The 19,608-nt window shown below is 75.5% G+C and carries 16 protein-coding genes; 8 read left to right on the plus strand and 8 right to left on the minus strand.

The annotated features are described in order from the left end of the window. Positions 1-156: 156 nt before the first annotated feature. Entirely contained in the window at positions 157-1,467 is a 1,311-nt protein-coding gene (locus ACIQCH_RS34185) for a DUF6777 domain-containing protein (protein ID WP_402587490.1), read from the minus strand. Positions 1,468-2,032: 565 nt separating this feature from the next. Between ACIQCH_RS34185 and ACIQCH_RS34190 the strand changes: the two genes are divergently transcribed. Continuing rightward, complete coding sequence (locus ACIQCH_RS34190) at positions 2,033-3,355, plus strand: streptophobe family protein (protein WP_402587540.1); 1,323 nt, start codon at positions 2,033-2,035, stop codon at positions 3,353-3,355. Between the two features lie 68 nt (positions 3,356-3,423). Here ACIQCH_RS34190 and ACIQCH_RS34195 read toward each other — a convergent pair whose 3' ends face one another. The 3 genes from ACIQCH_RS34195 to ACIQCH_RS34205 form a co-directional block, all read right to left on the minus strand. Then, positions 3,424-3,819 carry a hypothetical protein gene (locus ACIQCH_RS34195; protein WP_402587492.1) on the minus strand — a complete coding sequence of 132 codons (396 nt, stop codon included), beginning with the start codon at positions 3,817-3,819 and terminating at the stop codon, positions 3,424-3,426. 74 nt (positions 3,820-3,893) lie between these two features. Further along, positions 3,894-4,547, minus strand: a complete 654-nt coding sequence (locus tag ACIQCH_RS34200) for a hypothetical protein (RefSeq protein ID WP_402587494.1) — start codon at positions 4,545-4,547, stop codon at positions 3,894-3,896. Positions 4,548-4,556: 9 nt separating this feature from the next. Continuing rightward, a complete protein-coding gene (locus ACIQCH_RS34205; protein ID WP_402587496.1) occupies positions 4,557-7,109 on the minus strand; it encodes an FHA domain-containing protein in 2,553 nt (850 codons plus the stop codon). 244 nt (positions 7,110-7,353) lie between these two features. Between ACIQCH_RS34205 and ACIQCH_RS34210 the strand changes: the two genes are divergently transcribed. The 6 genes from ACIQCH_RS34210 to ACIQCH_RS34235 all read left to right on the plus strand — a co-directional run bounded on the left by ACIQCH_RS34210 (position 7,354) and on the right by ACIQCH_RS34235 (position 14,206). After that, the gene (locus tag ACIQCH_RS34210; protein ID WP_402587498.1) at positions 7,354-8,472 is read left to right on the plus strand and encodes a cation diffusion facilitator family transporter; all 1,119 of its coding nucleotides are present in this window, start codon (positions 7,354-7,356) and stop codon (positions 8,470-8,472) included. A gap of 135 nt (positions 8,473-8,607) precedes the next feature. Then, the gene (locus tag ACIQCH_RS34215; RefSeq protein ID WP_402587500.1) at positions 8,608-9,093 is read left to right on the plus strand and encodes an NUDIX domain-containing protein; all 486 of its coding nucleotides are present in this window, start codon (positions 8,608-8,610) and stop codon (positions 9,091-9,093) included. 65 nt (positions 9,094-9,158) lie between these two features. Beyond that, complete coding sequence (locus ACIQCH_RS34220; protein ID WP_402587502.1) at positions 9,159-10,424, plus strand: Tm-1-like ATP-binding domain-containing protein; 1,266 nt, start codon at positions 9,159-9,161, stop codon at positions 10,422-10,424. Positions 10,425-10,545: 121 nt separating this feature from the next. Then, the gene (locus tag ACIQCH_RS34225) at positions 10,546-12,222 is read left to right on the plus strand and encodes a protein kinase (protein ID WP_402587504.1); all 1,677 of its coding nucleotides are present in this window, start codon (positions 10,546-10,548) and stop codon (positions 12,220-12,222) included. Further along, a complete protein-coding gene (locus ACIQCH_RS34230) occupies positions 12,219-13,064 on the plus strand; it encodes a hypothetical protein (RefSeq protein WP_402587506.1) in 846 nt (281 codons plus the stop codon). The genes ACIQCH_RS34225 and ACIQCH_RS34230 overlap by 4 nt, the downstream gene beginning before the upstream one ends. Positions 13,065-13,249: 185 nt before the next feature. Beyond that, a complete protein-coding gene (locus tag ACIQCH_RS34235; protein ID WP_402587542.1) occupies positions 13,250-14,206 on the plus strand; it encodes a serine hydrolase in 957 nt (318 codons plus the stop codon). Positions 14,207-14,272: 66 nt separating this feature from the next. Here the strand turns inward: ACIQCH_RS34235 and ACIQCH_RS34240 are convergent, their stop codons facing one another. Together ACIQCH_RS34240 and ACIQCH_RS34245 are read right to left on the minus strand one after the other, a co-directional pair. Continuing rightward, positions 14,273-15,112 (minus strand): alpha/beta fold hydrolase, encoded by an 840-nt coding sequence (locus tag ACIQCH_RS34240; protein ID WP_402587508.1) that lies wholly within the window; start codon positions 15,110-15,112, stop codon positions 14,273-14,275. 19 nt (positions 15,113-15,131) lie between these two features. Then, a complete protein-coding gene (locus ACIQCH_RS34245; RefSeq protein WP_402587510.1) occupies positions 15,132-16,316 on the minus strand; it encodes an FAD-dependent monooxygenase in 1,185 nt (394 codons plus the stop codon). A 105-nt stretch (positions 16,317-16,421) separates the two neighbouring features. Between ACIQCH_RS34245 and ACIQCH_RS34250 the strand changes: the two genes are divergently transcribed. Further along, positions 16,422-17,096: a TetR/AcrR family transcriptional regulator gene (locus ACIQCH_RS34250; protein WP_402587512.1), complete on the plus strand. Its 675-nt coding sequence runs from the start codon at positions 16,422-16,424 to the stop codon at positions 17,094-17,096. 65 nt (positions 17,097-17,161) lie between these two features. Here ACIQCH_RS34250 and ACIQCH_RS34255 read toward each other — a convergent pair whose 3' ends face one another. Together ACIQCH_RS34255 and ACIQCH_RS34260 are read right to left on the minus strand one after the other, a co-directional pair. Beyond that, entirely contained in the window at positions 17,162-17,473 is a 312-nt protein-coding gene (locus tag ACIQCH_RS34255; protein WP_402587514.1) for a DUF6191 domain-containing protein, read from the minus strand. A 710-nt stretch (positions 17,474-18,183) separates the two neighbouring features. Beyond that, positions 18,184-19,473: an ATP-binding protein gene (locus tag ACIQCH_RS34260; RefSeq protein WP_030209123.1), complete on the minus strand. Its 1,290-nt coding sequence runs from the start codon at positions 19,471-19,473 to the stop codon at positions 18,184-18,186. Positions 19,474-19,608 lie beyond the last annotated feature (135 nt).

The following is a 19,608-nucleotide window of genomic DNA, read 5'->3' on the forward strand; positions in this document are numbered from 1 at the left end:
ATTTTGTTTTTTGTGGCGCGGGGGGGGGGGGGGGGGGGGGCGCCGCCCCCCCCCCCCCCCCCCGGGGGGGGGGGGGGGGGGCGGGGGGCCCCCCCCCCCGCCACCACCAGCACCCCTGCCATCCCCATCGCCATCACCATCACCAGCGCTGCGGGATCAGGTCGCCGGCGTCACCGACGGCGAGGGGGCCGGAGGCGGGGTGAGCGGCGACGCCGGGGCCGACGACACCGGCGGGACCGCCGAGGTCGCGGGTGCGGACGGCACCTTGGTCGTCGGCTTCTCCGGGGCGCTCGGCCGCTGCGGGCTCCTGGTGGGCGACGGCGAGCTGGCGGCCGGGGACGGCGAGCTCGACTTCACCGAGGGCGAGCTCTTCTCCGGCGTGGGTGAGCTCTTCTCCGGCGAGGGCGAGCTCTTCTCCGGCTTAGGTGAGCTCTCCTCCGGCTTGGGTGAGCTCTTCTCCGGCGAGGGCGAGCTCTCCTCCGGCTTAGGTGAGCTCTTCTCCGGCTTAGGCGAGCTCTTCTCCGGCGAGGGCGAGCTGCCGCTCGGGGACGGCGACGTACCACTGGGCGACGGCTTCGTCCCGCTCGGCGACGGCTTCGTCCCGCTGGGGGACGGCTTGGTCCCGCTCGGCGACGGCGAGGTGCCACTGGGCGACGGCGAGGTCCTGCCGGGCGACGGCGAGGTCTTGCCGGGCGACGGCGAGGTCTTGCCGGGCGACGGCGGGATCGTCACCGGCGGCCGGATGATCGGCGGGGGCACGACCTTGTCGTGCTTGCCGTGGCCGTCCCCCCGGTGCCGCTCGAACCACTCGTGCTCGTGCGGGTCGATGACGACGAAGGTGTTGACGACCGTCACGGCGGGCCGGATCACGACCACCTTCGCCGGCTCGTACGTCGACCAGCGCACGCCCTGCTGCTTCGGGTTGGACTTCAGCGCGACGGGTTCGCCGAGCGGGTTGCCGCAGGCGCACCGGACGCGCGGCACGCCCCGGGCGTCGACCAGCACGGCGGTGCCGGCCTGCAGCACGGACTGGTAGGTCGTGGTCTTGCCGTCCTCGTAGCCGTGGTTGGTGACGCGGGTGTCGGCGCGCAGCTGCACCGGGGTGAGCGCGCGCAGGTAGCCGGGGACGGCGGCGGGTGCGACGCCGAGGGTGCCCGCGAAGGCGGCGTTGCGGGAGGGGTCCTGCTTCAGCAGGGTGATCTGCTTCTCGACGTCGCAGCTGGGGACGTTGCGGGTGCCGGCGAACACGCCGGGCGTGTTGCCGCTGACGCTGGTGGTGCCGCGCGTCGGCTGGTTGCTGGCGGTGGCGGGTGGCTGCGGGGTGGCGGTCTGCGGGACCGCGGCGCCCTGCGCCGTGGACTGGGTGAACGGGTCCGGGCCCGTGGACGCGGCCGGTTGCAGGAAGAGCTCGCCGGCGCCCGCGCTGCCGTGGCTGAGGACCAGGCCGAGGGTGACGGCGGCCGCCACGGCGACGACCGCGGTGCCGATCCGGGCCGGGGAGCGCCACCAGGGGCGTCCGCCCCCGGGGCCACCGCCACCGGTCCCACCCGTCCCACCGGCACCACCGCTCCCGCCCGTGGGCGGCTGGCCGCCTCCACCGGAGGGTCCGCCGGGACCCCGGGGCGGCCCGCCGGGGCCGCCGATCGTGGGTGGGCCGCCGTCGCCGCCACCGCTGTCCGCGGAGCCGCCGGACGGCGGTCCGGGGGGCGGGGGCGGGGGCGGCTGCTGGCCCCCGGAGAGGGGGCCGGAAGGGGGTCCTGTGGGGCGGCCGGACGACGGCGGGCCGGACGGCTGAGCGGTCACGAGGCCTCCTCCCGGGGGAGAGTCAGCGAGAAATCGTGAAATTACGGACTTCGTCACTCCTGCGGACCATTGTGCACGCCGGACGGGCGCCCACCGCAAGCCAAGGCGACCACCGACCGCCCCCCATACCCTCCTGACCTGCACAGATGCCGGACGGACCGCGGACCGGAGGCGGCCCGTCGGCGCGCGGACGGGCCGCGCCGTGTCTACGGTGGGCCGTGTGAGCCGTATGGCAGCGAACTCCCCCGCCGCGGCGGATTCCCGCCGGGGCACCGAGCGCAGGGCCGCGGTACGCGGCTGGGGCGACGGCCTGATCGCCGTCCTCGCCGGCTTCGTGGCGATGACCGCCACGGCCGCACTCGGCCTGTGGGCCGCGGGCGCGGCCGACCTCCCCCGCGCGGCCTTCCCCCGCGTGATCGCGGCGGTGGTCGTCCTGGCCGTCGGGGGGGCGGTGGACATCTCGGGCGGGGCCGGATTCCTCGCGGACGCGCAGGCGGACCTGTCCGTCCTGCCGCTGTCGGTGACGCTGGTCGGCGCCCTGACGACCGGGTACGCCTTCGTCCGCCCGCTGCGGCACCGCGCCGTGGCCAGTGCCCGCGAACTCGTGCTCCGGGCCGTTCAGTTGACGGTGCTCTGGCTCATCGTCCTGGCCGGCTTCGCGGCGTTCGCCCGGCAGACCTTCGGCGTCTCGATCGGCGACAACCCGCTGGGCGACCTGACCGACCTGCTCGACGCCACCCCCACGGTGGGCTTCGGCGCCGACGTCGGGGCCACCCTCGGCTTCGGGCTGCTGTGGATCGTGGGGCTGCTGGTGCTGGCACTGCTGGTCTCCCCCCGGGCGCCGCTGCCGCCGCGGCTGCTGCGCTTCCACACCGCCGTCCGGCCCGCCGCCTCCGCGGCGGCCGGCCTGCTGCTCGCGTACGTGGTCCTGGGCGTCGGCGTCGGCCTCGTCACGGCCGCCACCCGCGGCCACGCGACCGAGACCTTCGCGGTCATGCTGCTCGGACTGCCCAACCTGGCGTGGATCGCCCTCACCCTGGGCCTGGGCGGCGCGTGGGAGGGCCGGGTCGACGGGCCGTTCGGGCTGCCCATGCCGCACGCCCTGGACCAGGTGCTGCGCACCCCCGACCTGTCCCGCGTCGACGTGGGCACGCTGGCCGCCCGGAACGGCTGGTACTGGTGGCTGGTCCCGCTGGCCGCGGTGCTGGTCCTGGCGGCCGCGTTCGCGATGGCGGTACGGTCGCCGGCCCGGGTCAGGCCCTGGCAGCACGCCCTGCACCTGGCGGTGGCCCTGGGGCTGGCGGCGCTGATGGTGTGCTTGCTGGCCGGCGTGCACGCGCAGGTGGGCCTGTCGCTCCTGGGCCTCGGCGACGTGAGCGGCGGCCTGGGCGGCCGCGTGGAGCTGCGCCCGCTCATCCTGCGCACGGTCGGCCTCGCGGTCCTGTGGGGCGCGGTGACGGGCTTCCTCGGCGGCCTGCTCGCCACCCGCGTCCGCCACCACGGCGAGGCCCCGCCAGCCCCACGCCCCGCGGAACCCGACAAGACCGCCTGACGCCGTCGGAGCCCGTGGATACTCCCATGGGCACTCGAAGGCCGAGAGCCTGATGGTGGGTGGTCCGGTCAGGTTCGGTAGGGGTACAGAGCGACGCGCTCCGATCCGACGCGGATCTCCACCCAGGACCCCTCAGCGCTGCTGGGGACCGGTGACGCCAGGTCGAACAGCAAGGCCCAGTGGCTCATCTGGAGACAGGCGGCACCGTCCTCCGTCAGGCGGAGGAGGCCGCGCACGACCACCCGATCGCCTGCCTGCCGCAGTTCCGCCGCGGCATGTGAGGCCGGCCGGGTGTTCCGGCCCCAGTGCAGGTCCTCGTCGACGGTCCATTCGACGAGGTGCCGGCCCTCCGCCCCTCGCGGGTCACCGCGCCAGAGCACCACGGCGGACCCGATGGGGGTGTGAACCCGAACCGTCATGGGCCGCCCCGGGGCCTGCGGCAGCAGCTGCGTGCGGACGAACATCGCCCCATCATCCGTGATCCGGCGTCTCGTGGACGGGAAAGTCGTCGAGTAACCGGGGCACATCCGTTGCTCGGCTACGCGTCCCCGTCCCGGTCCAGTTCGTCGAAGGACACGATCCGGGTCGTGCCCGGGCCCGGCGGCGGGGCCGCGGCGGCGGGGGCGGGCTTGCCGGCCGGGGGCTGGGGAGCGGGCGTGCGGCTGCGTCGGCGGTCGGGGGCGGAGGGGGAACCGCCCGGGCCGGTGGTGGTGGCGAAGGTGGTCAGGCGGGTGCCCTCGCCGTACATCCAGCGCCCGGCCGCGTCGTCGTACAGCCACACCGACTCGCCGTCGACGACCACGCCGATCCGCAGGCCCCGGGTGTCCTGGCGGAAGGCCGCGCGGTCCATGCGGCCGGCCGCCAGCTCCTGGGCGGCCCGGCTGTACCGGTCCAGCGCCTCGGTGGCGCGGGTGAGCAGCGGTCGGGGGTCCTGGCTGCGCGAGAGCGGCCGCCCGGCGGTGGGCGGCGGCTGGGGTACGGCGACCAGCAGGCGGCCGTCCACCCACGCGGTCCACCCGTTGGCGCAGGCGATCTCGGCCCACTCGCCGCGCCGGGCCAGCAGTTGGACGGGCAGGAACGGGTCCAGCGGTGCGGTGGGCCGGGAGACGTCGGGCGCCTCCCAGGCGGCCAGCCCGTCCTGCGGCACCACGTGGGTGGGCCGGAAGCCGGGGTCGACGTAGTCCTCGCTCATGGCGGCCCCTCACTTGCGCATGACGGCCGGCTCGTGGCGCCGCAGCAGCCACGCCACCAAGGCCCCGAAGAACACGGACAGGACGACGAGCATCCCGAGGTCCAGCAGCCAGACCGCGGTGGCGTGCTCGAAGAGCGGATCGGAGCTGATCTTGCCGGGCACGATCCGCCCGAGGTCGATCGTGCCGGCCATGGCGCCCAGCGCCCACCGGGAGGGCACCAGCCACGCCACCTGCTCCAGGCCGGGTACGCCGTTCAGGGTGAGCAGGGCTCCGCAGAACACCACCTGGACGATGGCGAGGAGGACCAGCAGCGGCATGGTGACCTCCTCCTTGCGCACCAGGGCGGAGACCACGAGGCCCAGCATCATGGCGGTGAACGACAGCAGGGCCACCGCCAGGGCGATCTCGGGCAGCGGTGGCAGCAGCACGCCCTGCCCGTCGGGGGCGTTGGTGTCGACGCCGGCCAGGCCCACGAGGGTCAGGACGACGGCCTGCACCACGGTGATCGTGCCGAGCACCACCACCTTGGACATCAGGTAGGCGGACCGGGACAGGCCGACGGCCCGCTCGCGCTGGTAGATGACGCGCTCCTTGACCAGCTCGCGGACGGCGTTGGCGGCGCCGGTGAGCACGCCGCCCACGCACAGGATGAGCAGGGCGTTCATCGCCGTCTCCTGGGTGAGGGTGCTGCCGGCGAGGCCGCGGGCCATGGCGCCCATGACGAACGGCAGGGCGATCATGATGGCGATGAAGGTGCGGTCGGCGCTCAGCGCGGCCGCGTAGCGCCGCACCAGGGTGCCCAGTTGGGAGCCCCAGCTCTGTGCCTTGGGCGGCGGGGCCGCACGGGCGGGGCCGGGCGTGCCGGGAGTCCCGGGTTCGGCCCCCGGACGCGCCTCGCGCCCGGGTCCGGGTCCGGGTCCGGCGCGGCCGGGCTGGTCGCCGGCGTCCGCGACGAAGCGGCGGTGCTGGGGCGAGGCGAGGTACTCGCCCGCCCAGTCGCGCTCCCGCTGGAGCTCGAAGGCCTCGAAGGCCTCGGGCCACTGGGCGAAGCCGAAGTACCCGAGGGTGTCGGCGGGCGGCCCGTAGTAGGCGATCCGGCCGCCGGGGGCCAGGACGAGCAGGCGGTCGCACACGTCGAGGCTGAGCACGCTGTGGGTGACGACGATGACGGTGCGGCCGTCGTCGGCCAGTCCGCGCAGCATGTGCATGACGGAGCGGTCCATACCGGGGTCGAGCCCCGAGGTGGGCTCGTCGAGGAAGAGGAGGGAGGGCTTGGTGAGCAGTTCGAGGGCGACGCTGACGCGCTTGCGCTGGCCGCCGGAGAGGCTGTGGATCGGCTGGCCGGCCCGTTGGTCGAGCCCGAGTTCGTGGATCACCTCGTCGACCCGGGCCTCCCGCTCGGCCTTGGCGGTGTCCTGCGGGAAGCGCAGTTCGGCGGCGTAGGCGAGGGCACGGCGGACGGTGAGCTGGGCGTGCAGGATGTCGTCCTGGGGCACCAGGCCGATGCGGCTGCGCAGTTCCGCGTAGTCGCGGTAGAGGTCGCGGCCGTCGTAGAGGACGGTGCCGCGGTCGGCGGGGCGCAGCCCGGTCAGCGCGCCGAGGAGGGTGGACTTGCCGGCGCCGCTGGGGCCGACGACGGCGAGCAGGGTCCTGGAGCGGACCGGGAACGAGACCCGGTCGAGGAGGGTCTTGCGGTCCTGGCCGCCGGGGCCGGGCACGGCGACGGAGATGTCCTGGACGTCGAGGGAGACGTCGCCGGTGTCGACGTACTCCTGGAGCTGGTCGCCGACGAGGCAGAAGGCGGACCGGCCGATGCCGACGATGTCGCCGGGGGCCACGGGGGCGGTGTCGGCGACCCGGGTGCCGTTGAGGAAGACGCCGTTGTGGCTGCCGAGGTCGGCGATCTCGTACCGGCCGTCGGGGAGGGCGCGCAGTTCGGCGTGGCGGCGGGAGACGATGAGGTCGTCGATGACGATGTCGTTGTCCGGGGCCCGGCCGATCCGGACGGCGGGCCGGGCGGGGAGCGCGCGCACGGCGCTGGGCCGCGAGAAGGTGCCGGTCAGCCGCGGGTTGGCGACGCCGCGCGGCGCGGGCGCGGCGGCTCTTCGTGGCGCGGGGGGCGGCGGGGGCGGGGGCGGCGGGGCGTCCCCGGGGGCGTACGGGGGCGGGGCGGGCGGCGGAGCCGCGCCGCGGGCCGCGTACGGGGGTGGCGGGGGCGGCGGCGCTGCGGGCGGGCGGGCCGCCGGGTCGAGCAGGACGGCGCAGGGGCCGTCGGCGGCGCTGCCGAACCGCAGGACGCTGCCGGGGCCGACGCCCCATGCGCGGACGCGCCGCCCGTCGGCCCAGGTCCCGTTGGTGCTGTGTTCGTCCTCCAGCGTCCAGTGGTCCCCGTCGGGGCGCAGCACCGCGTGGTGCCAGGAGACCCGGGCGTCGTCGAGGTGCACCTCGCTGAGCGGGTCGCGGCCGATGTGGTAGGTCCGGCCGGGGCTCATGACCGTGACGCCCCCGTCGGTCTCGAGGACGAGCTCGGGCGCGGCCTGAGCCTCGGGACGCTCAACCATGAGTGGATTTTCCCACGATCCCCCCGGCCGAGCATTGCCGCAGGTCAGAGGCGTCTTAACGCTAATGACAACGGTCACCGGTGCAGCCTTTGCCCTATCCGAACAGGTGCGCTTCACTTCACGGGTCGAGGGCAGACGAAACGGGCAGCGACCACTGTCCGCGACGACCGCTGCACACGGACCGCTGCACACGGACGACGTACGGGAGGACGGGCACGCCATGGGGGCACAGGGCGCACGGAGCATGCAGGGCGCACGCGGCCAGGGCCACGGAGCCGGGCACGCGGACGGCGACGGGCAGGAGCACGGCCACGACCACGGCCACGACCACGGCCCGGAGCACGATCACGGCCGGGGGAACGGGCACGACCACGGGCACGGGCACGGGCACGGCCACGCGGGCCACTCGCACGGCGTGACGCAGGACGCCGACCGCCGCTGGCTGACCCTCGCCCTGACCCTGATCGGCACGTTCATGGCGCTGGAGGTGACGGTGGCGATCGTCGCCGGGTCGCTGGCCCTGCTCTCGGACGCCGCCCACATGCTCACCGACGCCGCCTCGATCGTCCTGGCGCTCATCGCGATGCGGCTGGCCGCCCGGCCGGCCAAGGGCGGGTTCACCTACGGCCTCAAGCGCGCGGAGATACTCTCCGCCCAGGCCAACGGGCTCACCCTGCTCCTGCTGGCGGCCTGGCTCGGCTACGAGGCGGTACGGCGGTTGCTGGACCCGCCGGAGGTGGCGGGCGGGCTGGTCCTGGTCACGGCGCTGGCCGGCATCGTGGTGAACGTGGCCGCGGCCTGGTGCATCTCCAAGGCCAACCGGACCTCGCTCAACGTCGAGGGCGCCTACCAGCACATCCTCAACGACCTGTTCGCCTTCATCGGCACCGCGGTCGCCGGCCTGATCGTGCTCACCACCGGGTTCGTGCAGGCCGACGCCATCGCCACGCTCGTCGTGGTGGTCCTGATGGTGAAGGCGGGCTACGGCCTGGTGCGCGACTCCGGCCGGATCTTCCTGGAGGCCGCACCGGCCCATCTGGACCCGGACGCGGTCGGCGACCGGCTGGTCGCCCACCCCGCGGTCACCGAGGTGCACGACCTGCACATCTGGACCATCACGTCGGGCGAGGCCGCGCTGTCGGCGCACATCCTGGTGGAGCCGGCGGGCGACTGCCACGCGGTGCGCCGCGACCTGGAGCGGATGCTCGCCGGGGAGTACGGGATCGGCCACACCACCCTCCAGGTCGACCACGTCCACGAGTCCCTGCTGACCGTCGGCCGGCCGGGTGAGCCGACCGCCGCGGACCCGCACTGCGCGGCGCCGCACGGCCCGGTCCACCGCGAGGGCCCGCACGGGCACTGAGACCCGGTCGCCCGGTTGCCCGTACCGCCGGCCCGGTTGCCCGTACGGACCTGCACGTGCCCGTACGAGCAACCGCCCGGTCCCGTAGGGGCAACCGCCCGCGCCGGTGGCGGCCCGCCGTGCACCATGAAGGGCATGACGCAGAAGCGCAGCGCCGGCCTGCTCCTGTTCCGCAGGGCCGGCGGGGACGCACCGGGGCCGCTGGCGGCCGTACTGCTCGGGCACATGGGCGGGCCGTTCTTCGAGCGGAAGGACGCGGGGGCGTGGTCCATCCCCAAGGGCGAGTACGAGCCGGACGAGGCGCCCGAGGACGCGGCCCGGCGCGAGTTCGAGGAGGAGCTCGGGATGGCGCCGCCGCCCGGGCCGTACCTCCCTCTGGGTGAGGTGCGCCAGGCCAACGGCAAGCTGGTCACGGTGTGGGCCGTGGAGGCCGATCTGGACCCCGCGGCGGTGCGGCCGGGCACCTTCCGGATGGAGTGGCCGCCGCGCTCGGGCACGTACCAGGAGTTCCCCGAGATCGACCGGGTCGCCTGGTGCGTGCCGGCGGAGGCGCGGGCGAAGCTGGTGAAGGGCCAGTTCACCTTCCTCGAACGACTGTCGGAGCTGCTGGCGGACGGATGACGGCCACACGGGTCTTGACCTGACCGTGACGTGTCACCTTGCGACTCCCCGTGAACATTTCAAGTATGACGATCGTCGTGCTGGTGGGAACGCTCGACACCAAGGGCGTGGAGTACGGCTGGCTGCGCGAGCGACTGCGACGCGCCGGCGTGGAAACGGTACTGGTCGACACCGGGGTGATGGGCGAACCCCGGGTGCCGGCCGATGTCACCAGGGAGGAGGTGGCGCGGGCCGCCGGGGTGGAACTGGCGGAGCTGCGCGCCGGCGGGGACCGGGGCGGCGCCGTGACGGCGATGGCCCGGGGCGCGGAGCGCACCGTGTTACGGCTGCACGCCGAGGGCCGGCTGCACGGGGTACTGGCCGTCGGGGGCAGCGGAGGCACGTCCATCGCGACCCGCGCGATGCGGGCGCTGCCCCTCGGGGTGCCCAAGGTGATGGTCTCGTCGATGGCGTCCGGCGACGTGGCGCCGTACGTCGGGTCGTCGGACATCGCGATGATGTACAGCGTCGTCGACATAGCGGGCATCAACCGCGTCTCCGCCCCCGTCCTCGCGAACGCCGCCGACGCGGTCGCGGGCATGGCGCGCGGCTTCGCGGCGGCCTCGCGCGCGGTGCACCCCGCCGACCTGGGCACCGCCGGGCGGCCGCTGGTCGCGGCGAGCATGGCGGGGGTGACCACCCCGGGAGTGGACGCGGCGCGCGAGCGGCTGACCGGGCTCGGGTACGAGGTGCTGGTCTTCCACACCTCGGGCGCGGGCGGGCGCACGCTGGAGTCCCTGGTCGACCAGGGGCTGTTCGCCGGGGTGCTCGACCTGACGCTGAGCGAGCTCGCGGACGAGCTGTGCGGCGGGATCCTCACCGCCGGTCCGGACCGGCTCAGCGCGGCCGGCCGGCGGGGGGTGCCGCAGGTGGTGAGCCTGGGGGCGCTGGACATGGTGAAGTTCGGGCCGCTGGCCACCCTTCCCGAGCGGGTGCGCTACCGGCGGGTCAAGGTGCACAACCCGTCGATCACCGTGATCCGCACGACCGAGGCCGAGTGCGCGCGGCTGGGCGCCCTGGTGGCGGCCAAGCTGCGTACCGCGACGGGGCCGACGGCCGTGTGCGTTCCGCTGCGCGGGCTGTCGACGCTGGGCGCGCCGGGCGGCGCGTACCACGATCCGGAGGCGGACGGGGCGCTGTTCGGGGCGCTGCGGGCGGGGCTGCGGGGCAGTGCGGCCGAGTGCGTGGAGTACGACACGCACATCAACGACCCCGCCTTCGGGCGGGCGGCGGCGGACCGGCTGCACGCGATGATCGGGGCGCACAGCCCGGCGCTCGCGCCGTCCGGCTGACGGCGTGCGCCCCCGTTCCGCGGGGGTCGGCCGCATTCGGACGGGTTGGAACCGGCCGTGGCGGAAATCGTGTCTGGTGGGGTGTCGGTCACGGTTTGGCGCCACGGCAGGGGGCGGCGGGATGGACGCGTGGACGGTTCCGGGTTACACGGAGGCCCGGGAGCTCGGCTCCGGCGGCAGCGGCCGGGTCGTGCTCGCGGTGCACGGGGCGACCGGCATCCCGGTCGCGGTGAAGTACCTCAGCGAGCGCTTCCGCTCCGATCCGGCCTTCGTGGCGGAGTTCCGGGCGGAGGCGCGGCTGCTGGGCGGGCTGCGCTCCCCGTACGTGGTCGGCCTGTACGAGTACGTCGAGGCGCCCGGCGGGGCCGCGATCGTGATGGAGCTGGTCGACGGGATCCCGCTCCGGGCGCTGCTCGCCCAGGAGGGGCGCACCGATCCGGAGCCGGCGCTGGTGGTGCTCAAGGGCTCGCTGCTGGGGCTGGCGGCGGCGCACCGGGCTGGGGTGGTGCACCGGGACTACAAACCGGAGAACGTGCTGGTCGCGGGTGACGGGGCGTCGAAGCTGGTGGACTTCGGGATCGCTGCGGGGCGGGGCACCACGCCGGGTGTCGCGGGCACGCCGGCGTACATGGCGCCGGAGCAGTGGCGGGGGGCGCCGGCCTCGCCGGCGGCGGACGTGTACGCGGCCACGGCCGTGTTCTTCGAGTGCCTGACGGGCCGCAAGCCGTTCCGCGGCGAGAACTTCGCGGAGCTGGCCCTCCAGCACATCGAGGCGCCGGTACCGGAAGAGGCGGCACCGGAGCCGGTGCGTCCGCTGATCCGGCGGGGGCTCGCGAAGGCGCCGGAGGAACGGCCGCCGCACGCCGAGGCGTTCGTGGCGGAGCTGGAGGCGCTCGCCCGGGCGGCGTACGGGCCGGACTGGGAGGAGCGCGGGCAGCGCAAGCTGGCGGCGCTGGCCGCGCTGCTGCCGCTGCTGTTCCCGTCGGCGGGCGGGGCCGCGGTGGGCGGTACGGACGTGGCCACCACCTCGCTCGGTCAGGGCCACGTGCCGGGCGGGTGGCGACCGGGCCGGCGGGGCTGGCTGGCGGCCGGGGCGTCGCTGGTGGCGGGGGCGGTGCTGGTGTTCGCCTCGCAGGCGGCGGGCGGGGAGCCGGGCGGGCGTGCGGTGGTGAGCTCGTTCGCCACGACGAGCCCGTCCGCGCAGGCGAGTTCGGGCGGGCCGACCGGCCCGGAGTCCCCCGCGCCGTCCCCGTCCTGGTCCCTGTCCCCCACTCCCGGGGCGTCGCCGAGCCCGAGCTGGAGCGACCCGGACCCGACGGGAACGCCGACCGGTTGGCCGACCGGTTGGCCGACCACCGCTCCGACGACGACCCGGCCGACCTCTGCCTGGCCGACGACGACGTGGCCGACCACGACCGCGCCGACGGTCACGAGCGGGCCGCCGACCACCGCCCCGACGACGACCCGGCCCGCGACCCCCGCGGTGACGGTCGGCTCGGTGGACGTCACGTCCTTCCGGCAGACGGCCGGCTCCACGGGCGAGGCCGTGGTCGCGGTCACGACGGAGGGCCGCGGGGCGGTGACCGTGACGGTGGAGTGGTTCACCAGCGACGAGAAGGGCACGCTCGGCGCCTCCGAGGGCAGCGGGACGCGCCGGTACGCGGGCGAGCCGCTGACCCTGACCCACGAGTTCACCGGCTCCGGCTGCTACTGGGGCGTGCGCGCCACCACGACGCCGGCGGCCGGGAACACCTCCTCGGTCCAGCAGGTCTTCGTCAGGCGGTGCACGCTCACATGAACGATCCCCGCATTCCCTACGGCCGGCGCCCGTCCGGGCCGCAGGGCCCTCAGGAGCCGGAGCGCGGCGGCGGGCCGGAGCGCGCGCCGGAGCCCGCCTCGCCGGAGGAGTACAGCGCCACCGTGCTCGGGAGCCACTGGTTCGACGGCCCGGTGGGGTACGACGGGCCGGTGCAGGACGACGGGAACGCCCCGACGGTCCGACTGCCGCGCCCGGTCGGGGCACCCGGGCCGACGGTGCGGGACGCGGTCCCGGAGGCGTTGGGCCCCGGGCACGCCGGCACGGTGCGGGCGGCCGCGGTGCCCGACCGCGTCGAGGGGTCGGTGCTGCGGTTCGGTCCCGGCGTGACGGCCGGAGCCGTGCACCCGGCCGGCATCGGCACCACGCTGGTCTGGCACGGCGGCACGCCGGCCGGCCCCGGTCCGGGCGTGCCCGCGCGCCCGTCGCGGTGGGCGGGCCTGCGCCGCTACACGCTCGCGGCGGTGGTGCTGCTGGCCGTGCTCGGCTACCTGGCGTGGCAGCGGTACGGCCCCGCCGTCGAGGTCCGCTCGCTGACGGTGGCGGCCCCCGCCCGTTCGCCGGGCTGCGACTCCGCCGCCGACGTGGTGGCCGTCGTACGGACCAACGGCCGGCCGGGCACGCTCTCGTACCGCTGGGTCCGCAACGACGGGACCCGGTCCGAGCCGCTGTCGGAGCGGGTGGCGCGGGGGCAGCGGGAGGCGCGGCTGCACCTGCTGTGGTCCTTCCGCGGGCAGGGGGTCTACCGGGCGAGGGCCGGGCTCGAGCTGCTGTCGCCGCAGCGGCGCACGGCGGCGGCGGAGTTCACGTACCGCTGCGACTAGCGCTGCCGCGCCGGTCAACTTCCGGCCCGATTCATCCTGATACACCCGGAACATCCCAGCGATCCGGACACATTTTCATATCGGCTTCCCGTTCCGCTGCAACCGTGGACCGTCCTGGCGTGTCGAGTACCAACGGGCGCGCGGGGGCGCGCCCGCTCGATTTCGACGGGATGGGAAACCTCCACATGACGCACCGGATATCCCGGCGCGCCCGCGCGGTCAGCGCGGGTGTCGCGGCCGGGGTGCTCGCACCCCTCGCACCGCTCGCGGCGGCAGCGGCGCCGGCCGCCGCGGCCACGGCGCCGCGGGCCGCCACCACGGCGACCTCCACGGTCACGTGCACCTCGGCGAAGGCGGGCCTGGCGGCGAAGCTCCAGAAGGACATCACCGCGGCCATGGCGGGCCGCAAGGGCTCGATCTCGGTCGGCCTCTACGACCGGACGAACGACACGACCTGCACCTTCCGTGCGACCGTGGGCTACGACTCGGCCAGCGTGGTCAAGGCGACGGTCCTCGCCACGCTGCTGTGGGACGCGAAGAAGCACAACCGGTACCTGACGCAGCGCGAGGTGGACCTCACCACCGCGATGATCACCCAGTCCGACAACAACGCCACCACGGCGCTGTGGCGTCAGCTCGGCGTGACGAAGGTCAAGGCCTTCCTCACGGCGGCCGAGATGACCCAGACGGTGCCGGGCGCCGACGGCTACTGGGGCCTGACGCGGATCACCGTGCGGGACGAGCAGCGACTGCTGCGCCTGCTCACCAAGAAGAACACGGTGCTCAGCGACAACTCCCGCGCCTACGCCCTCAAGCTCATGAACAAGGTCGTGGCCGCGCAGCGCTGGGGCACCCCGGCCGGCGCCCCGTCGACGGTGAAGGTGCACGTCAAGAACGGCTGGCTGCCGCGGGCCACGCACGGCTGGCGGGTGCACAGCATCGGCGCCTTCCAGGGCGCCGGCCACGACTACGGCATCACGGTCCTGACGCAGGACAACGCGACCATGGACTACGGCGTGGCCACCATCCAGGCGATCGCCCGGGCCATCCACAAGGACCTGGTCCCCACGACCACCAGCGTCCAGCGCTACGCGCCGACGACGGCCCCGGCCGAGGTCATCCCGCCCGCTCCGGCGGGCTGATCCGCCGGCGCCCGCACCGCGCGCGACGCGCGGTGCGGGCGCCGGTCCGTCCGGGCCGGACCCGCCTCAGCCCCGGTGCTCCGCGAGGAACCCGAGCAGGAGCTCGGCGGTCTCGGCGGGGCGCTCCAGCGACGGGAGGTGGCCGGCCCAGGCGAGTTCGACGTGGCGGGCGCGGGGCAGGACGCCGGGCAGTCCCGCGGCGGCGGTGCGGAACTCCGCGACGTCGTGCGCTCCGCCGACCACCAGGCAGGGGGCCTCGATCCGGGACAGGTCGAGGGCCGGCTCCGCCGGCTCCTCCGACTGCTCCGCTCCCTCCGCGCCCTCGGCGGGCTCCGGTGCCGCCGCGCCCGCCTCCTCGGCCGCGGCCGCCTGCGCCAGGGCCCAGGCGGCGAGTTGGACCTCGAACGCGTGGCGCTGCATCTCGGCGACCCGGGTCCGGACCTCGTCCGAGGCCTCCGGGCCGAGCCACTGGTCGACGTTGAGCGCGACCGCGCCGTCGACGTCGCCCGACTCGAGCAGTTCGTCCTCCTTCGCGCCGAAGGCCCGCAGGGCCGGGCCGGGTTCGAGGCCCGGCACGTCGGGGCAGAGCAGCGCCAGAGCCGTGACCCGCTCCGGGTACCGGGCGGCGGTCTCGAGGGCGACGCGGCCGCCGAACGAGGAACCGACCAGGACCGCGCGCTCGACGCCGAGGTGGTCGAGGAGGTCCCGGACGTCCTCGAAGGGGCGGCGCGGGCGCGTGAAGTCGGCGGGGGTCTCGCCGTGGCCGCGGAAGTCGGCGCGCACCACCCGGTATCCGGCCGCGATCAGGTCGTCCCGCTGCGCGTCCCACATGCGTCGGTCGCAGACGCCGGAGTGCAGGAGCAGGACGGTGGGGCCGTCGCCGGCCTGGTCATGAGAGAGAATCATGCGGTCGATGGTATGTCGATCATGAGAATTGCACGCCCGTGAACATCTCGTCCAGGGCGCGACGGGCGGCCCGCTCGGGCGTGAGGCGGACGAGGAGGTCGCGGGCGGCCGCGGCGAGCGGGTGGGTCTGCTGGACCAGCCGGCCGGCCCGCCGGGCGCGCCGGCCGATGGTGGTGGTGCGGCGGTGGCGGGCGGCGGTGTACGCGGTGAGGGCGGCGGGGACGTCCTCGCCCCCGGGTACAGGTGCGGCGCCGCCGTCCAACAGGCCGGCGAGGACGGCGGCGTCCTCGATCGCCTGGCAGCCGCCCTGGCCCAGGTTGGGGGTCATGGCGTGGGCCGCGTCGCCGAGCCAGGCGATCCGACCGTGGTGGAAACGGGGCAGCGGCACCGCCAGGTCGTGCAGGTCGTGGTGGAGCACATGGGCCGGGTCGAGGCGGTCGAGCAGCTCCGGGATCGGGTCGTGCCAGCGCGCGAAGCGGCGCAGCAGCTCGGTGCGGTGGTCGGCGGGCCGGTACCCCTCGGGGCCGAGGGCGGTGGCGTAGACGTACACCTGGCCGTCGGCGAGGGGGACGATGCCGAAGCGCTCGCCGCGGCCCCACGTCTCGGCGGTGAGGAGCTCCGGGAGCCCGACGCCCGGGATCACCGTCCGCCAGGCGGCCTCGCCGCTGTGCCGCAGTCCGGGGTGGGACGGGAAGAACCGGCGGCGCAGCGCGCTGTTGATGCCGTCGGCGGCCACCACCAGGTCCGCGGCCACGACTCCGGTGGTGGTGCGCACCACCGGCCGGTCGGAGTCCGGGCGGTCGACGTCCGTCACGGCCGTGCCGAAACGGAGGGAACCCGCCGGTACGGCGGCGGCGAGGGCCCGGGCGAGGGCGGGCCGGTGCACGGCGAGCGGGGCGCGGCCGTACCGGGCCACCATGGCGGCGGTGTCGGCGTGGCGCAGCCAGGTGCCGTCGGGGCGGCGCAGGCCCATCGCCGCCGGCAGGGCCTCGCCGGCCCAGGCCGTGTCGCCGAGGCCGATCGCGTCGAGCGCGCGCAGGGCGTTGGGGGCGAGGACGATCCCGGCGCCGGTGAGCGGCAGCTCGGCGGCGCGCTCGCAGACGGTGACGCGCCAGCCGCGCCGGTGCAGGGCCGCCGCGACCGCGAGCCCGCCGATGCCGGCTCCCGCTATGAGTGCGTGCCGCTCGCGTCCGTTCTCGGACATGACCGTTTCCTCCTCGTGTCGCGCGTTGCCGTCCGCGCCGGCGGACGTGTCGTCCTCTACATCCGTAGAGGGACGCGCTTCACTCTACAGCTGTAGAGTGAAGCCATGTCCAGCCCAGACCGCTCCGACCCGACCGCCACCGCCCGACCGCGCACCGCCCGGGCTCCCGGGGGCGGGCGGGCGCCCGACCGCCGCACGCTCATCGCCGACACCGCGATCGCCACCGTCGCCACCGCGGGGCTGCGCGGGCTCACGCACCGGGCGGTCGACGCCGCGGCGGGGCTGCCCGCGGGCAGCACGTCGTACTACTTCCGCACCCGGACGGCCCTGATCGGCGCCTGCTACCACCGGCTGGCCGAACTCGACACGGCGGACTACGAGGACGTCGGTCGGGACGGGGCGCTCGACGGCGCCGGTCCGGGGGCACCCGACCGGGACGCGGTCGCCGGCATGCTCGCCGCGCTGCTGTTGCACTGGCTCACTACGGGCCGCGAGCGCCAACTGGCGCGCTACGAACTGAGCCTGGAGGCCGCGCGCAACCCGGAGCTGGACGCGGAACTGCACCAGGCGGGCGCGGGCGCGCGCCGACAGACGGCCGACCTGCTCGCCGCGCTCGGGTCCCCCCGGCCGCGCGAGGCGGCCGAGCTGCTGGTCGCCTGGGCGGACGGACTGCTGTACGACCGCCTCGCCGGGGCCACGGCCCGCTCCCGACCGGCCCCCGACCCGGCCGAACTGCGCGCGGTCGCCCGCCGCATGCTCGACGCGGCACTCGCCGACTGAGGCCGGCGCCGGAGGCGGGCCTGCGGCGTAGGGCTGGACCGATCAGCGGGGGGCGGGCGCCCGGATCAGCCGCGGGGCCGGCGTATGACGGCGGTGCCGCCGTCGAGGTCGACGCGGCTGCGCGGCGGGGCGCCGTCCTCCTCGTCGTCGCGCATCACCAGGGCGCTCTGGCGCTCCTTCAGCTCGTTCTGCTTGCCCGGCGAGAAGCTCGCGTGCAACTGTTCGAACCCGGTCGAGGCGACCTGGCCCTGCCGCCCGTTCCACCGCCACGGCAGCAGTCCGGCCCGGCCGGCCCGGACCAGCGCCACGTCGAGGAAGGCCATCGCGGTGAGCAGCAGGGCCAGGCCCGGCAGCGTCATGAAGACGATGAACTCCATCGCGATCCCCTCCGTCGATCCCGTCGATCCCGTCGATTCCGTGGATCCGACCGGGATCCGCTGTGGCGTTCCCGTACCGCCGACGGTAGCGCGGCCCACCGACAGCCCGCCGACACGGTGCCCACGCCGGCCGGGCCCGCCCCTCGGGGCAGTCCCGGGCTCCCGGCCGGGTCCGCCTTTCGGTCCCGTCTCCACCTTTCGGCCAGGTCGGGCACCGGCCGGACGGCCAGTGGCGGACCCGGCCGTTCTGCCCGTACGGCCGAGGCCCCGGGCGGGCCCCCGCTGATTGACTCGGAAACGGCACGGGAACTGACCCCCTCCCCCGGCGGCCGGCCGGCGAGGGGCCCGTGGCGGGGCACCCTGCGGGCCGCGTTCCAGCCGGCGACACACCCCAACCGGAACGCGGCCGTTCCGCACGGATGCCGCATCCGCGCGGAAGGCCCGTGGCGCTTTGGGGAGTGCTGCGGGCCGCCGCGCACCACGGGGCCTGTCCTTCGGATCGGGCCGGGTCCGCGACACCCGGCTCGAACCGAAGGACAGGCCCCGGTCCACCGCCCCCGCGCCCGCCGCGTACGGGCCTCCTCCGCGGCAGCGGGCGCGGGGCGGTGGCGACTCCCCGCGACGCGCACGGCCCGTGGAGCAGGTACGCGCTCGGACGCGCTCACGACCGTGCGGCATGCAGGCGCTCACGCCCGTACGGCCGGTACGGATCACACCCGCGCGTGCGCCGTGATGTCCGCCTCGAACTCGCCCGTCATCGCGGGCGTCACCGTGGGCCGGCACTGCGCCACCGCCGCCAGGTAGTCCGCCGTCGTCGCCCCCGGCGGCAGCGGCGAGGCCGGCCGGCCGCCCACGGCCTCCAGGTCCCGCTCGAACGACACCTGCGCCGCCATCCGCGCCGCGTGTTCGATGTCCGCGGGCGTGAACAGCTCCGTCTCCGCCACCAGCGCCGCCACGTCCACGTCGGGCCGCCCGGCCGTGTACCGCGACCAGATCGCCGCCCGTGCACCCGCGTCCGGCGTGCCGATCGGGATCAGGTAGTCGAACCGCCCGGGGCGCAGGAACGCCGGGTCGAGCGACCGGATGGAGTTCGTGGCGCACACCAGCAGCCGCTCGTCGCCCTCGCGGAAGCCGGGGATCAGCTTGAGCAGCTCGTTGGTCACCCCGTGCATGCCGCCGGGCTGCGCCGGCTCGCTGCGCACCGGCGCGATCTCCTCGACCTCGTCGATGAAGAGCAGGACCCGCTCCAGCTCGGCGACCCGGGCGAAGGCGTCCCGCAGGGCGGCGGCCAGGTTGCCCTCGTCGGCCAGCCGGGAGGGGAAGATCTCGACGAACGGCCAGCCCAGGCGGGAGGCGACGGCCCGGGCGAAGGTGGTCTTGCCGGTGCCGGGCGGACCGAAGAGGGTGATCGCCCGCGGCGGCCGCACGCCGTGCTGCGCGGCCCGCTCGGGCTCGGCGAGCGGCAGGACGACCCGCCGCTCGATGAGGTCCTTCTCCTTCTCCATCCCGGCGACCCTGCCCCACAGGTCATTGGGCAGGAAGCGGCCGCCGAGGTCGTCGAGGAGCCCGGCCGCCGGCCCGTGCAGCGGTTCGGTCTTCTCGAAGTAGGCGACCGCGGGCTGACGGGTGTAGCCCGCGTTGAGCAGCCCCTCGCCGAGCAGGTCCTCCTCGGGCAGCACGTACGCGATCCGGCTCACCCGCGCGGCGATCAGCCGCCGCTCCAGCTCCACCAGCAGGGCGCTGGCCAGGCCCCGACCGCGCCAGCCCGAGTTGATGGCGATCCGCATCACCCAGGCGCGCTCGCCGGCCACGCAGGCCAGCGCCGCGCCGATGGGCACGCCCTGGTGGACGGCGACGACGGCGGGCTGCCGGTCGGTCAGCGCCCCGATGCACTCGGCCAGCGAGAAGACGGACTCCTGGCCCAGCTCGGCCGTGGTGTCGATGAGGTGGACCACCGCGGCGAGATCGCTCTCCCGGTAGTCGTGGATCAGCCAGTTCACCGGTACCGCCCCTCGTTCGTGCTCCTGCGGTGAGGCTAGGGGCGGGGTGCCGGGCCGTTCGCCCGCCAGGTTGCACAAGCGGGGCCGCGGAACCCTCCGCCGCGTCGATAGACGTACGGGGGCAGCGGCTTCCAT

The sequence above is a fragment of the Streptomyces sp. NPDC093225 genome (genome assembly GCF_044753805.1).
Classification (GTDB): Bacteria; Actinomycetota; Actinomycetes; order Streptomycetales; family Streptomycetaceae; genus Streptomyces.